Here is a 12,589-nt window from a genome sequence, read left to right on the forward strand (position 1 = left end):
GGAGCGCCGCTGCGCTAGCGGGGCAGCTTCAGGTTTTTCCACAGTGCCAGGCTGGGGTCGGCCTGGTTCAGCGTATAGAAATGCAGACCAGGGGCGCCGCCGTCCAGCAGGCGTTCGCACATTTCGGTGATCACCTGCTCGCCGAAGGACTGGATGCTGGCGATGTCGTCGCCATAGGCTTCCAGCTGCTTGCGGATCCAGCGGGGAATCTCGGCGCCACAGGCATCCGAGAAACGCGCCAGCTTGGAGTAGTTGGTGATCGGCATGATGCCCGGGACGATCGGGATGTCGACGCCCAACTTCTGTGCACGCTCGACGAAGTGGAAATAGCTGTCGGCGTTGAAGAAATACTGCGTGATTGCACTGTCGGCCCCGGCCTTGACCTTGCGTACGAAATTGGCCAGATCGTGCTCGGAATTGCGAGCCTGCGGATGAACTTCCGGGTAGGCAGCGACTTCGATGTGGAAGTGGTCGCCGCTCTCGGCGCGGATGAACTCCACCAGCTCGTTGGCGTAGCGCAGCTCGCCGCTGGCCATGCCCATGCCCGAGGGCAGGTCGCCGCGCAGGGCGACGATGCGCTGGATGCCGGCGTCCTTGTAGTGGGCCAGCAGGGCGCGCAGCTCGGCCTTGGTGTCGCCGACGCAGGACAGGTGCGGCGCGGTGGGGATGCCCACCTCGCCGTCCAGCTGCAGGACGGTGACCAGGGTACGGTCGCGGGTGGAGCCACCGGCGCCGTAGGTGCAGGAGAAGAAGTCCGGCTTGTAGCCGGCCAGCTGGCGCGCGGTGGCCAGCAGTTTTTCATGCCCGGCTTCGGTCTTGGCGGGGAAGAACTCGAAGCTGAAGCGGCGTTCTTGAGAAGACATAGGAGAATCCTTCGGGCTGCAGGCTACAGGCCGCAGGCTGCAGGCGGGATGTGCCTGCGACCTGCAGCCTGAAGCCTGCCGCCTGTGGCCTTAGTAGCGATAGGTATCCGGCTTGAACGGACCTTCGACGGTCACGCCGATGTACTCGGCCTGTTTCGGCGTCAGCTGGGTGACCACGCCGCCGAAGCCCTTGACCATCTCCAGGGCGACTTCCTCGTCGAGTTTCTTCGGCAGCACCTCGACGCTCAGGCGCTTGGCCTTTTCGCTGGCCGGCAGGTCGGCGAACTTGCGCTCGAACAGGTGGATCTGCGCCAGCACCTGGTTGGCGAAGGAGCCGTCCATGATCCGCGACGGGTGGCCGGTGGCGTTGCCCAGGTTCACCAGGCGGCCTTCGGCGAGCAGGATCAGGTAGTCGTCGTTGTGCGGGTCGAAGCCGTCCTTGCCGGTGCGGTGGATCTTGTGCACCTGCGGCTTGACCTCTTCCCAGGCCCAGGTCTTGCGCATGAAGGCGGTATCGATCTCGTTGTCGAAGTGGCCGATGTTGCAGACCACGGCGCGCTTCTTCAGGGCCTTGAGCATGCCGGCGTCGCAGACGTTGACGTTGCCGGTGGTGGTGACGATCAGGTCGATCTTGCCCAGCAGGGCGGCGTCGACGCTGGCCTCTGTGCCGTCGTTCACGCCGTTCTTGTACGGGGAAACCACTTCGAAGCCGTCCATGCAGGCCTGCATGGCGCAGATCGGGTCGACTTCCGCGACCTTGACGATCATGCCTTCCTGGCGCAGCGACTGGGCCGAGCCCTTGCCCACGTCGCCGTAGCCGATCACCAGCGCCTGCTTGCCCGACAGCAGGTGGTCGGTGCCGCGCTTGATGGCGTCGTTGAGGCTGTGGCGGCAGCCGTACTTGTTGTCGTTCTTGCTCTTGGTCACCGAGTCGTTGACGTTGATCGCCGGGACTTTCAGGGTGCCGGCCTTGAGCATGTCGAGCAGGCGGTGCACGCCGGTGGTGGTTTCTTCGGTGATGCCGTGGATCTTCTCCAGCATCTGCGGGTATTTCTTGTGCAGGATTTCGGTCAGGTCACCGCCGTCGTCCAGCACCATGTTGGCGTCCCACGGCTGACCGTCCTTGAGGATGGTCTGCTCGATGCACCATTCGTATTCCTGCTCGGTCTCGCCCTTCCAGGCGAATACCGGGATGCCGGCGGCGGCGATGGCGGCGGCGGCCTGGTCCTGGGTGGAGAAGATGTTGCAGGAGGACCAGCGCACTTCGGCGCCCAGGGCGACCAGGGTCTCGATGAGCACGCCGGTCTGGATGGTCATGTGGATGCAGCCGAGGATCCTGGCGCCTTTCAGCGGCTGGCTGGCGGCGTACTTGCGGCGCAGGCCCATCAGTGCCGGCATCTCGGACTCGGCGATGATCAGCTCGCGGCGGCCCCAGGCGGCCAGGGAAATGTCGGCGACCTTGTAGTCGGTGAAACCGGCAGGCGTCATGACAGCGCTCATGCGTAACTCTCCATTCGTTGTCTGCGAATGGGCGCCGTTGATGCGTTAACGGCCGGCGGACGCCGACCGGGACGCGCCCCGTCCGAGCCTGACAGGCTGAACCCGGTGCGGGTCCGGCCTGCTGCAGCGCCCCTCGGAACGGGTGGCGGGAACGGCCGGAGCGGAGCCGGCCGGTGAAGCCTGCGGATTATAGCGATGCCGGGCGGCAAGCCAAAGGTTTTCCGTCGTCCGCCGGGCCCGCCCGCGCCGCGCCAGGGGCCGTGAATACCCTGGCGCGGCGGCGCGCGGGTTCAGATCACGCCCTGCTCGCGCAGCTTGCCGATGGCGGCGGCGTCCAGGCCGAGCACGTCCTCGAGTATCTGCTCGGTGTGCTGGCCGAGGGTCGGCGGGGCGTTGCGGTACTCGACGGGGGTCTGCGACAGGCGGATCGGGCTGGCCACCTGCGGCACGGTCCCGGCCAGCGGGTGCGGCAGGTCCACGCGCAGGCCGCGGGCGATCACCTGCGGGTCGGCGAACACCTGGGCCAGGTCGTTGATCGGCCCGCAGGGCACGCCGGCCTGCTCCAGCGCGGCGATCCACTGCGCGGTGGTGCGCATCACCGTGGCCTGGCGGATCAGCGGGATGAGCACGTCGCGGTGGGCGACGCGGGCCTTGTTGCTGGCGAAACGTTCGTCGTCGGCCCATTCCGGGTGCCCGGCCAGTTCGCAGAACTTGCGGAACTGCCCGTCGTTGCCGACGGTGAGGATCATGTCGCCGTCGGCGGTGGGGAAGTCCTGGTAGGGCACGATGTTCGGGTGGGCATTGCCCAGCCGGCGCGGCGGGATGCCGGTGGTCAGGTAGTTCAGCGTCTGGTTGGCCAGGCAGGCCACCTGCACGTCGAGCAGGGCCATGTCGATGTGCTGGCCGATGCCGCTGACGTCGCGGTGGGCGAGGGCGGCGAGGATCGCGGTGGAGGAGTACAGGCCGGTGAGGATGTCGGTCAGCGCCACGCCGACCTTCACCGGGCCTGCGCCTTCCTCGGCGTCGGAGCGCCCGGTGATGCTCATCAGCCCGCCCAGGCCCTGGATCATGAAGTCGTAGCCGGCGCGCTTGGCGTAGGGGCCGGTCTGGCCGAAGCCGGTGATGGAGCAGTAGATCAGCCGGGGGTTGAGCTGCTTCAGCGACGCGTAGTCCAGGCCATAGGCCTTGAGGCCGCCGACCTTGAAGTTCTCCAGCACGATGTCGGCCTTGGCCGCCAGCTCGCGCACCAGGCGCTGGCCCTCGGGCTGGGTGAAGTCGATGGTGAGGGATTTCTTGTTGCGGTTGGCCGACAGGTAGTAGGCCGCCTCGCTGGTGTCGCGGCCCTCGGCGTCCTTGAGGAACGGCGGGCCCCAGGCGCGGGTGTCGTCGCCGCTGCCGGGCCGTTCGATCTTGATCACTTCGGCGCCGAGGTCGGCGAGTATCTGCCCGGCCCAGGGGCCGGCCAGGACGCGGGAAAGGTCGAGAACGCGGATATGGGACAGAGCAGACATACGTCAGCCTCAAGCGGTAAGCCACAAGCTGCAAGCAAAGCGGCTTTCGCTTATGGCTTGCAGCTTGCGGCTTGTAGCTGCCTTAGAAGAAGGCCTGGATTCCGGTCTGGGCGCGGCCGAGGATCAGCGCGTGGACGTCGTGGGTACCCTCGTAGGTGTTCACCACTTCCAGGTTGACCAGGTGGCGGGCCACGCCGAACTCGTCGGAGATGCCGTTGCCGCCGAGCATGTCGCGGGCCATGCGGGCGATGTCCAGGGCCTTGCCGCAGCTGTTGCGCTTCATGATCGAGGTGATTTCCACCGCGGCGGTGCCTTCGTCCTTCATCCGGCCCAGGCGCAGGCAGCCCTGCAGGGCGAGGGTGATCTCGGTCTGCATGTCGGCCAGCTTCTTCTGGATCAGCTGGTTGGCGGCCAGCGGGCGGCCGAACTGCTTGCGGTCCAGGGTGTACTGGCGGGCGGTGTGCCAGCAGGCCTCGGCGGCGCCCAGGGCGCCCCAGGAGATGCCGTAGCGCGCCGAGTTCAGGCAGGTGAACGGGCCGCGCAGGCCGCGCACCTCGGGGAAGGCGTTCTCTTCGGGGACGAACACGTTGTCCATCACGATCTCGCCGGTGATCGAGGCGCGCAGGCCGACCTTGCCGTGGATGGCCGGGGCGGACAGGCCTTCCCAGCCTTTCTCCAGGACGAAGCCGCGGATCTGGCCTTCGTCATCCTTGGCCCAGACCACGAAGACGTCGGCGATCGGGCTGTTGGTGATCCACATCTTGGCGCCGGACAGGCGGTAGCCGCCGTCGACCTTCCTGGCGCGGGTGATCATCGAGCCCGGGTCGGAGCCGTGGTTCGGCTCGGTCAGGCCGAAGCAGCCGATCCACTCGCCGCTGGCCAGCTTGGGCAGGTATTTCTGGCGGGTGGCCTCGTTGCCGAACTCGTAGATCGGCACCATGACCAGGGACGACTGCACGCTCATCATCGAGCGGTAGCCGGAGTCGACGCGCTCGACCTCGCGGGCGATCAGGCCGTAGCACACGTAGTTCAGACCGCTGCCACCGTACTCGGCGGGGATGGTCGCGCCGAGCAGGCCGGTCTCGCCCATCTCGCGGAAGATCGCCGGGTCGGTCTGCTCGTGGCGGAAGGCCTCCAGCACGCGCGGGGCCAGCTTGTCCTGGGCGAACTGCTGGGCGCTGTCGCGCACCATGCGCTCTTCTTCGGTGAGTTGCTGATCCAGCAGCAGCGGGTCTTCCCAGTTGAAGCTTGCTTTGGTGGCCATCGGGTTACCTCGGGGCAGTGACAGGGTGTCCAACCAGTTTAGGCGGACGCAGTGCGGTCGATCCTAGTCAGCCGCCGACCGGTGCGGCAACCGACTAATTCGCACGCTGTTGTGCTATTTTCTCACTCCGTGATTGCCAGGGCCCCATGAAACGAATGTTTGAATGGCCTGTTTCCCAGGCTTCGCGGATCACGAGATTCCCAAGAGGCATTCGATGCGGCGCAAGATCCCCACCACCGCGGCGCTGGTCAGCTTCGAGTCGGCGGCGCGCCATGAAAGCTTCACCAAGGCCGCCGAGGAACTGTCGCTGACGCAGAGCGCCATCTGCCGGCAGATCGCCGGGCTCGAGGCGTTCCTCGGCGTCGAGCTGTTCCGCCGTTCGCGGCGCGGCGTCAAGCTCACCGAGGCGGGGCTGGGCTACAGCCGGCGCATCGCCGCGCGGCTCGACGCGGTGGAGCGCGACACCCTGGCGGTGATGGGCCAGCAGGGCGGCGGCAGCATCGAGCTGGCCGTGGTGCCGACCTTCGCCACCCAGTGGCTGCTGCCGCGGCTGAAGGCCTTCAAGGGCCTGTACCCGGAGGTCACGGTCAACCTGACCAACCGCACCCGGCCCTTCCTCTTCGCCGACACCGACTTCGACTGCGCGCTGTACTTCGGCGACGGCGCCTGGTCCGGCACCGTGAAGCACTTCCTCATGCGCGAGAACCCGGTGCCGGTGTGCAGCCCCGAGCTGCTCGAAGGCCGCGCCAGCCTCGGCGCCGAAGAAATCGCCGCGCTGCCGCTGATGCAGCAGACCACCCGGCCCTACGCCTGGCGCCAGTGGTTCGGCTCCCTGGGCATGAGCGTCGCCCACGACATGAGCGGCACCCGCTACGAGCTGTTCTCCATGCTCGCCCAGGCGGCCATGCTGGGCATGGGCGTGGCGCTGATCCCGCCCATGCTGATCCAGCGCGAGCTGGCCGAGGGCCGGCTGATCGTGGCGATGCAACATGCCTATTTGAGCGAAAACGCCTATTACCTGATGATCCCCGAGCGCAAGGTGGAGTCCGCCATCGTCCGGGCCTTCCGCGACTGGCTGGTGGAACAGGCGCGCATCTACCGCGAAGAGGCCGGCCTGGGCTGACCCGGGCCGGGCGAGAAGCGGCGATCCGCGCGATAATCGCGCAGCCGGCGGGGCTCGACCCGTCATCTTGCCTACGAAGGCATCGCGCTCACGAGGCGCAACCAGCAAGGAGTCACCATGAATTTCCACACCCGCAAATGGGTCAAACCCGAAGACCTCAACCCCAACGGCTCGCTGTTCGGCGGCAGCCTGCTGAAGTGGATAGACGAGGAGGCGGCCATCTACGCCATCGTCCAGCTGGGCAACCAGCGCGTGGTCACCAAGTTCATCTCCGAGATCAACTTCGTCAGCTCGGCGCGCACCGGCGACATCATCGAGATGGGCATCACCGCCACCGACTTCGGCCGCACCTCGATCACCCTGACCTGCCACGTGCGCAACAAGATCACCCGCAAGAGCATCCTCACCATCGACAAGATGGTCTTCGTCAACATGGGCCCGGACGGCCTGCCGGCGCCCCACGGCAAGACCGAGATCACCTACATCAAGGACCAGTTCAAGGACGACGACATCGACGAGGCCTGAACCGGACCCCGGCCTGGCGCCTGCCTCCGGGCCCGCAGCGACGCCGGAGGCTTTGCATCCGCGCGGTTTCGTGTGAGCCTGTGCCCGCCCACGGCGGGTGCGGGCCAACGCGCTCCCCTGCCGTACCACCACAGAAGAAGACCGGGGAGACACCATGCAAGCGCCCATCGCATCCACGCTGCGCCGCCTCGTCGCGGCCACCTGCTGCGCCGTCCTGCTGGGCGGCGCCGCCCAGGCCGCCGAGCCCAAGGCCGACCTCAAGCCCGAGGCCGGCACCTTCAAGATGGGCATGCAGCCCTGGCTGGGCTACGGCCAGTGGTACGTCGCCGAACAGGCCGGGGCCTTCAAGGCCAACGGCCTGGACCAGGTCGAACTGGTCAACTTCACCGAAGACAAGGACATGAACGCCGCCCTGGCCAGCGGCCAGATCGACGGCGGCAACCTCGCCACCCACACCGCCATGGCCATGGTCGCCGCCGGCCTGCCGGTGAAGATCGTCCTGCTGCTGGACCAGAGCACCAGCGCCGACGCGCTCATCGTCGACCCCTCGATCAAGACGCTGAAGGACCTCAAGGGCAAGCAGGTCGCCTTCGAGGAGGGCACCACCAGCGACATCCTCCTGCACAGCGCGCTGCGCAAGGCCGGCCTGAGCCTCGCCGACGTGCAGCCGGTGCCGATGCCGGCGGCCAACGCCGGTTCCGCGCTGATCGCAGGCCAAGTGCCGGCGGCGGTGACCTACGAGCCCTACCTGAGCGCGGCCAGGCAGCAGAACCCGAAAGTGAACCTGCTGTACAAGGGCTCCGACGACCCGGGCATCATCAGCGACGTGTTCGTGGTCCGCGACGAGGTGCTCAAGCAGCGTCCCGGCCAGGTGCTGGCCCTGCTCAAGAGCTGGGAGGCCGGCCTGAAGCACTACCAGGCCCACACCGCCGAAGGCCGCGCGGCCATCGCCAAGGGCGTCGGCGCCGAGCCGGCGGAGCTGCAGAGCGCCTTCGACGGCGTGCGCTTCTATTCCCTGGGCGAGAACAAGGCCGAGCTCAAGGGCGCCTTCGTCAAGGAGTCCTTCGGGCACATCCAGAAGGCCGCCACCGAGGCCGGCATCATCGAGCAGCCGGTGACCCCGGAGCAGGCCGTCGACGCGCGCTTCGCCGAGGCGCTCTGACGCACCCCGCGCGCCGGCCGCAGGGCCGGCGCGCGCTACCCCCGTTACCCCGAGCCTTGCATGAACGCCCGTAAACCTTCCCCGCTGTTCGTCATCGGCAAGCCGCTGGCGCGCCGCCACCTGCTGCTGATCGGCGGCGGCGTGTTCGTCCTGCTGGCCCTGGCCTGGTGGGCGGCCGGCGCCAGCGGCGCGGTGCCGAAGATCTTCCTGCCGGCCCCCGGCGACGTCTGGGCGCGCATGCTCAGGCTGGCCGCCGATGGCACCCTGTGGGCCGACCTGAAGGTCAGCGTCTACCGCATCCTGGTGGCCTTCGCGATTTCCTCGGCGATGTCCATCGTCATCGGCGTGTTCGCCGGCTGCTACGGCTTCTGGAAGGCCGCCACCGAGCCGCTGGTGGACTTCGTGCGCTACATGCCGGTGGTGGCCTTCGTGCCGCTGAGCATCCTCTGGGCCGGCACCAGCGACTTGCAGAAATTCCTCATCATCTGGATCGGCACCTTCTTCCAGCAGGTGCTGATGGTGATGGACGCCATCAAGCGCGTGCCGCCGGACTTCGTCGGCCTCGGCCGGACCCTGGGCATGCCGGACCGGCGCATCCTCCTGAAGATCGTCCTGCCCAGCGCCCTGCCGGGCATCTGGGACGCCCTGCGGATCAGCCTGGGCTGGGCCTGGACCTGGCTGGTGCTGGCCGAGCTGGTGGCCGCCACCTCGGGCCTGGGCTACCGCATCGTGGTGTCGCAGCGCTTCTTCCAGACCGACACCATCATCGGCTACATCCTGCTGCTCGGCCTGCTGGGGCTGGTCACCGACCAGGCCATGCGCGCCGCCGAGCGCGTCCTGTTCCGCTACAACCGGAGGCGCGGCTGATGGCGACCCTGGAGATTTCCGGCCTGAACAAGAGCTTCCAGGTTGGCAAGCAGCGCCGCGAGGTGCTGCGCAACATCGACCTGACCCTGGCGGACAACGAGTTCGTCTCCATCGTCGGCACCTCCGGCTGCGGCAAGAGCACCCTGCTGTCCATCGCCGCAGGGCTCGAGGACTTCGACAGCGGCAGCGTCAAGGTCGACGGCGTACCCATCGCCGGCCCCGGCCTGGACCGCGGCGTGGTGTTCCAGGCCTACACCCTGCTGCCCTGGCTGACCGCGCGGCAGAACGTGGAGTTCGCCCTCAAGGCCGCCGGCCGCTCGCGCGCCGAGTGCCGCGAGATCGCCGCCGAGCACCTGCAGCTGGTGAAGCTGGAGAAGTTCGCCGACGCCTACCCCACGGAGCTTTCCGGCGGCATGAAGCAGCGCGTGGCGATCGCCCGGGCGCTGTCCTACCGGCCGAAGATCCTGCTGATGGACGAGCCCTTCGGCGCGCTGGACGCCATGACCCGCCACCAGATGCAGGAGCTGCTCACGCGCATCTGGGAGACGCACCGGCTGACGGTGATGTTCGTCACCCACGACGTCGAGGAGGCGGTCTACCTGTCCGACCGCATCGTGGTCATGGGCCTGGGCCCGGGGCGGATCAAGACCACCTTCGACGTGGGCCTGCCCCGCCCGCGCCGCGAGGAGATGGCCGGCAGCGCCGAATTCATCGAGCTGCAGCGCCAGGTGCTGCGCTCGATCCGCGAGGAAGAGGCCGGCGTCGCCGTGCTCTGAGGCTCACCAGCGGCCGGAGGCCCCGCCGCCGCCGCTGGAACCGCCGCCACCGCCGAAGCCGCCACCACCCCGGCCACCGAAGCCGCCGCCGCCGAAACCGCCGCCGCGCCCGCCACGGAAGAAGCCGGCCGGCAGCAGGAAGAAGGGGTAGGCGATGAGGGCGAAGACGAAGGCGCTGACGCCGTTGTTGACCAGCGCGGCGAAGCTGAAGGTCAGTACCAGGCTGAGCAGCCCGGCCAGCATGCCGACCGCGACGCTGCACGCCACGTAGCGGCCGAAGCTGCGCTGGCGCATGAACGGCAGCGGCAGCAGGCGCCCCAGCAGCGGCACGCCGGCCAGCAGGGCGAACAGGGGCAGCAGGCTGCCGGCCGGCAGGCCCAGATCGTCGCCCTGGGTGGCCTGCTGCGGTTCGGGCAGCGCCTCGCCGTCGATCAGCTTTTCCAGGCTGTCCACCCCGGCCTGCACGCCGCCGGCGAAGTCGCCTTCGCGAAAGCGCGGCACCATCTGTTCACGGATGATGCGCCCGGCCAGGGCATCGGTGATGGCGCCCTCCAGGCCATAGCCGACCTCGATGCGCAGGGAGCGGTCGTCCTTGGCCACCACCAGCAGCACGCCGTCGTCCACGCCCTTGCGGCCCAGCTTCCACTGTTCGAAGGCGCGCACCGCGTACTGCTCGATGCTCTCCTCGCCGGTGCTGGGGATCATCAGCACCGCCAGCTGCGCGCCCTTGCGCTGCTCCAGGGCCGCCAGCCGCTGTTCCAGCCGGTCGCGCTGCTGGGCGTCGAGGGTGGCGGTGAGGTCGGTGACCCGCGCGCTCAGCGGCGGCACGGCCACCTCGGCCTGCGCCAGGCCCGCGCCGCACAGCAGGGCCAGCGCCAGCAGCCAGGCGCGCATGCTCATTGCGCCGGTTGTGGCTGCGGCGTGCCGAAGTCGACCTTGGGCGCGGTGGAGATGGCCGCCTCGTTCTCCACGCTGAAGTTGGCCTTGGGCTGGTAGCCGAAGAGCTTCGCGGTGATCACCTGCGGGAACTGGCGGATCAGCACGTTGTAGTCCTGCACCGCCTTGACGTAGCGGCCGCGGGCCACGGTGATGCGGTTCTCGGTGCCTTCCAGCTGCGTCAGCAGGTCCTTGAACAGGCCGTCGGCCTTGAGCTGTGGATAATTCTCGGTGACCACCAGCAGCCGCGAGAGCGCCGAGCTGAGTTCGCCCTGGGCCTGCTGGAAGCGCTGCATGGCCGCGGCATCGCCGAGCTGGTCGGCATTGAGGGTGGTGCTGCCGACCCTGGCCCGGGCCTCGGTGACCTGGGTGAGCACGGCGGCCTCATGGGCGGCGTAGCCTTTCACCGTGTTGACCAGGTTGGGCACCAGGTCGGCGCGGCGCTGGTACTGGTTGAGCACCTCGGACCAGGCCGCCTTGACCTGTTCGTCGCCGGCCTGCATGGCGTTGTAGCCGCAGCCGGTGAGCAGGGAGACGAGGACGTAGCAGCACAGGAACTTGAGCATTCGGGGCATGGCAGGGGACTCTGGCGATCGCGAAACCCCCAGTCTAGACCAGTCACGCGCCCCGGTGCGGGGTCGCCTGCACGGTTCAGGCCTTTCCGAGGCTTGCCGGGCATGGGGGGCGAAGCGCTAGAATCGCAACTGGTCTATACCAGGAAGCCCCGCCTTGTTCGCCACCGCCCTGGTGCTGCTCGCCGCCGTGCTCCACGCGGCCTGGAACACCCTCGTCAAGTTCAGCGCCGACCGCCTGCTGGTGGTGGCCTGCATGGATGTCGTCGGCCTGCTCGTGGCCCTCGCCCTGCTGCCCTGGATCAGCTTGCCGCCGGCCGACGTCTGGCCTTGGCTGGGCACCGCCGTGGCCCTGCAGCTGGTCTACCGGGTGCTGCTGATCCAGGCCTACAAGGTCGGCGACCTCGGCCTGGTGTACCCGCTGATGCGCGGCCTGTCGCCGCTGGTGGTGCTGGCCCTGACCCTGGTGGTGGGCGGCGAGCAGCTCAGCGACCGGCAGGTCCTCGGCATCCTGCTGATCCCCGTGGGCATGCTGTTCCTGCTCAAGGGTGGCGGCGGCTCGCGGCTGCCCTGGGTGGCCTTTCCCATCGTGCTGCTGATGGGCCTGTGCATCGGTAGCTACACCTGGACCGACGGCCATGCCCTCAAGCGCTGGCCGCAGCCGCTGGACTACCTGGTGTGGCTGACGCTGCTCTCCGGCGTGCCTTTCCCGCTGATAGCCGTCGCCGCGCGCACCCGCGCCTTCGCGCGCTTCTGGCAGACGCAGTGGAAGCTCGGCCTGAGCGTCGGCCTCTGCGTGATGGCCAGCTACGGCCTGGTGCTCTGGGCCATGCAGCTGGGCTCGGTGGCCGAGGCCGCGGCGCTGCGCGAGACCAGCGTGGTGCTGGTGGTGCTGTTCGGCATGCGCTTCCTCAAGGAACCCTTCGGCCTGCCGCGTCTGCTGGCCTGCAGCCTGGTGCTGGCGGGGATGCTGGTGATGAAGTTGTGAGATTGGCCGCAATGGCGGGCATATCCGCCTGGCGGCCACTGACGCTCGCCTATGCTTGGCAGCAACCTGCCATCTTCCCAGCCGACGAGACCTCCGTTCATGCCCATCGCCTTCTGGTGCATCCTCATCGCCCTGTTCCTGCCCTACCTGGGCACCAGCATCGCCAAGTTCACCGGCGGCGGCTTCGGCCCCCGGCAGAACCACGACCCGCGCACCTTCCTGGCCAGCCTGGAGGGCTACCGCAAGCGCGCCAACGCCTTCCAGCTGAACAGCTTCGAGGTCACCCCGGCCTTCGCCATCGCCGTGCTGGTGGCCTACGTGGTGGGCAATGCGGAACCGGCGACCCTCGACACCCTGGCCATCGCCTGGCTCACCAGCCGCCTGCTCTACCTGATCTTCTACCTCGCCGACCTGGCGCTGCTGCGCTCGCTGGTGTGGTTCGTCGGCATGGCGCTGATCGCCGCCTTCTTCGTGGTCTCTGCATGAGCCGCGCCTGAACCGC

General features: G+C 68.2%; 13 protein-coding genes and 1 riboswitch. Of the genes, 7 read left to right on the forward strand and 6 right to left on the reverse strand.

Annotated features, from left to right (window positions below; translation table 11 throughout):
- Positions 1-14: 14 nt before the first annotated feature.
- The 4 genes from metF to PKO50_RS33060 all read right to left on the reverse strand — a co-directional run bounded on the left by metF (position 15) and on the right by PKO50_RS33060 (position 5,138).
- Positions 15-863 carry a methylenetetrahydrofolate reductase [NAD(P)H] gene (gene metF, locus PKO50_RS33045; protein WP_109937234.1) on the reverse strand — a complete coding sequence of 283 codons (849 nt, stop codon included), beginning with the start codon at positions 861-863 and terminating at the stop codon, positions 15-17.
- A 90-nt stretch (positions 864-953) separates the two neighbouring features.
- Positions 954-2,363 carry an adenosylhomocysteinase gene (gene ahcY, locus PKO50_RS33050; RefSeq protein ID WP_109937235.1) on the reverse strand — a complete coding sequence of 470 codons (1,410 nt, stop codon included), beginning with the start codon at positions 2,361-2,363 and terminating at the stop codon, positions 954-956.
- Between the two features lie 22 nt (positions 2,364-2,385).
- Positions 2,386-2,504, reverse strand: a riboswitch (S-adenosyl-L-homocysteine riboswitch).
- A 149-nt stretch (positions 2,505-2,653) separates the two neighbouring features.
- On the reverse strand, positions 2,654-3,874 hold the full coding sequence (locus PKO50_RS33055) for a CaiB/BaiF CoA-transferase family protein (protein ID WP_275628358.1): 1,221 nt from the start codon (positions 3,872-3,874) through the stop codon (positions 2,654-2,656).
- An 82-nt stretch (positions 3,875-3,956) separates the two neighbouring features.
- Complete coding sequence (locus PKO50_RS33060; protein ID WP_275628359.1) at positions 3,957-5,138, reverse strand: acyl-CoA dehydrogenase; 1,182 nt, start codon at positions 5,136-5,138, stop codon at positions 3,957-3,959.
- A 214-nt stretch (positions 5,139-5,352) separates the two neighbouring features.
- On the opposite strand from PKO50_RS33060, the gene PKO50_RS33065 reads away from it, so the two are divergent.
- The 5 genes from PKO50_RS33065 (at position 5,353) to PKO50_RS33085 (ending at position 9,591) form a co-directional block, all read left to right on the forward strand.
- Positions 5,353-6,261: a LysR substrate-binding domain-containing protein gene (locus PKO50_RS33065; RefSeq protein ID WP_109937238.1), complete on the forward strand. Its 909-nt coding sequence runs from the start codon at positions 5,353-5,355 to the stop codon at positions 6,259-6,261.
- A gap of 117 nt (positions 6,262-6,378) precedes the next feature.
- Entirely contained in the window at positions 6,379-6,786 is a 408-nt protein-coding gene (locus PKO50_RS33070; RefSeq protein ID WP_089389882.1) for a hotdog domain-containing protein, read from the forward strand.
- Positions 6,787-6,940: 154 nt separating this feature from the next.
- Entirely contained in the window at positions 6,941-7,948 is a 1,008-nt protein-coding gene (locus tag PKO50_RS33075; RefSeq protein ID WP_089389883.1) for an ABC transporter substrate-binding protein, read from the forward strand.
- A 60-nt stretch (positions 7,949-8,008) separates the two neighbouring features.
- A complete protein-coding gene (locus PKO50_RS33080) occupies positions 8,009-8,815 on the forward strand; it encodes an ABC transporter permease (protein ID WP_089389884.1) in 807 nt (268 codons plus the stop codon).
- The gene (locus tag PKO50_RS33085; protein WP_275628360.1) at positions 8,815-9,591 is read left to right on the forward strand and encodes an ABC transporter ATP-binding protein; all 777 of its coding nucleotides are present in this window, start codon (positions 8,815-8,817) and stop codon (positions 9,589-9,591) included. The genes PKO50_RS33080 and PKO50_RS33085 overlap by 1 nt, the downstream gene beginning before the upstream one ends.
- Before the next feature lie 3 nt (positions 9,592-9,594).
- Here the strand turns inward: PKO50_RS33085 and PKO50_RS33090 are convergent, their stop codons facing one another.
- Together PKO50_RS33090 and PKO50_RS33095 are read right to left on the reverse strand one after the other, a co-directional pair.
- A complete protein-coding gene (locus PKO50_RS33090; RefSeq protein WP_275628361.1) occupies positions 9,595-10,485 on the reverse strand; it encodes a YgcG family protein in 891 nt (296 codons plus the stop codon).
- A gap of 2 nt (positions 10,486-10,487) precedes the next feature.
- The gene (locus PKO50_RS33095) at positions 10,488-11,102 is read right to left on the reverse strand and encodes a LemA family protein (RefSeq protein WP_089389887.1); all 615 of its coding nucleotides are present in this window, start codon (positions 11,100-11,102) and stop codon (positions 10,488-10,490) included.
- 154 nt (positions 11,103-11,256) lie between these two features.
- Here PKO50_RS33095 and PKO50_RS33100 point away from each other — a divergent pair, with 154 nt between their 5' ends.
- Together PKO50_RS33100 and PKO50_RS33105 are read left to right on the forward strand one after the other, a co-directional pair.
- A complete protein-coding gene (locus tag PKO50_RS33100) occupies positions 11,257-12,087 on the forward strand; it encodes an EamA family transporter (RefSeq protein ID WP_109937241.1) in 831 nt (276 codons plus the stop codon).
- Between the two features lie 99 nt (positions 12,088-12,186).
- Entirely contained in the window at positions 12,187-12,573 is a 387-nt protein-coding gene (locus tag PKO50_RS33105) for an MAPEG family protein (protein WP_089389889.1), read from the forward strand.
- The last annotated feature ends 16 nt before the right edge of the window (positions 12,574-12,589 follow it).

Origin of the sequence: Pseudomonas sp. 273 (assembly GCF_029201425.1) — a bacterium.
GTDB lineage: Bacteria > Pseudomonadota > Gammaproteobacteria > Pseudomonadales > Pseudomonadaceae > Pseudomonas > Pseudomonas delhiensis.

What these genes read in the sequence shown, in the direction of transcription:
- metF (WP_109937234.1), bottom strand. Translation starts at nt 863, where the DNA reads ATGTCTTCTCAAGAACGCCGCTTCAGCTTCGAGTTCTTCCCCGCCAAG.
- ahcY (WP_109937235.1), bottom strand. Translation starts at nt 2,363, where the DNA reads ATGAGCGCTGTCATGACGCCTGCCGGTTTCACCGACTACAAGGTCGCC.
- PKO50_RS33055 (WP_275628358.1), bottom strand. Translation starts at nt 3,874, where the DNA reads ATGTCTGCTCTGTCCCATATCCGCGTTCTCGACCTTTCCCGCGTCCTG.
- PKO50_RS33060 (WP_275628359.1), bottom strand. Translation starts at nt 5,138, where the DNA reads ATGGCCACCAAAGCAAGCTTCAACTGGGAAGACCCGCTGCTGCTGGAT.
- PKO50_RS33065 (WP_109937238.1), top strand. Translation starts at nt 5,353, where the DNA reads ATGCGGCGCAAGATCCCCACCACCGCGGCGCTGGTCAGCTTCGAGTCG.
- PKO50_RS33070 (WP_089389882.1), top strand. Translation starts at nt 6,379, where the DNA reads ATGAATTTCCACACCCGCAAATGGGTCAAACCCGAAGACCTCAACCCC.
- PKO50_RS33075 (WP_089389883.1), top strand. Translation starts at nt 6,941, where the DNA reads ATGCAAGCGCCCATCGCATCCACGCTGCGCCGCCTCGTCGCGGCCACC.
- PKO50_RS33080 (WP_089389884.1), top strand. Translation starts at nt 8,009, where the DNA reads ATGAACGCCCGTAAACCTTCCCCGCTGTTCGTCATCGGCAAGCCGCTG.
- PKO50_RS33085 (WP_275628360.1), top strand. Translation starts at nt 8,815, where the DNA reads ATGGCGACCCTGGAGATTTCCGGCCTGAACAAGAGCTTCCAGGTTGGC.
- PKO50_RS33090 (WP_275628361.1), bottom strand. Translation starts at nt 10,485, where the DNA reads ATGCGCGCCTGGCTGCTGGCGCTGGCCCTGCTGTGCGGCGCGGGCCTG.
- PKO50_RS33095 (WP_089389887.1), bottom strand. Translation starts at nt 11,102, where the DNA reads ATGCCCCGAATGCTCAAGTTCCTGTGCTGCTACGTCCTCGTCTCCCTG.
- PKO50_RS33105 (WP_089389889.1), top strand. Translation starts at nt 12,187, where the DNA reads ATGCCCATCGCCTTCTGGTGCATCCTCATCGCCCTGTTCCTGCCCTAC.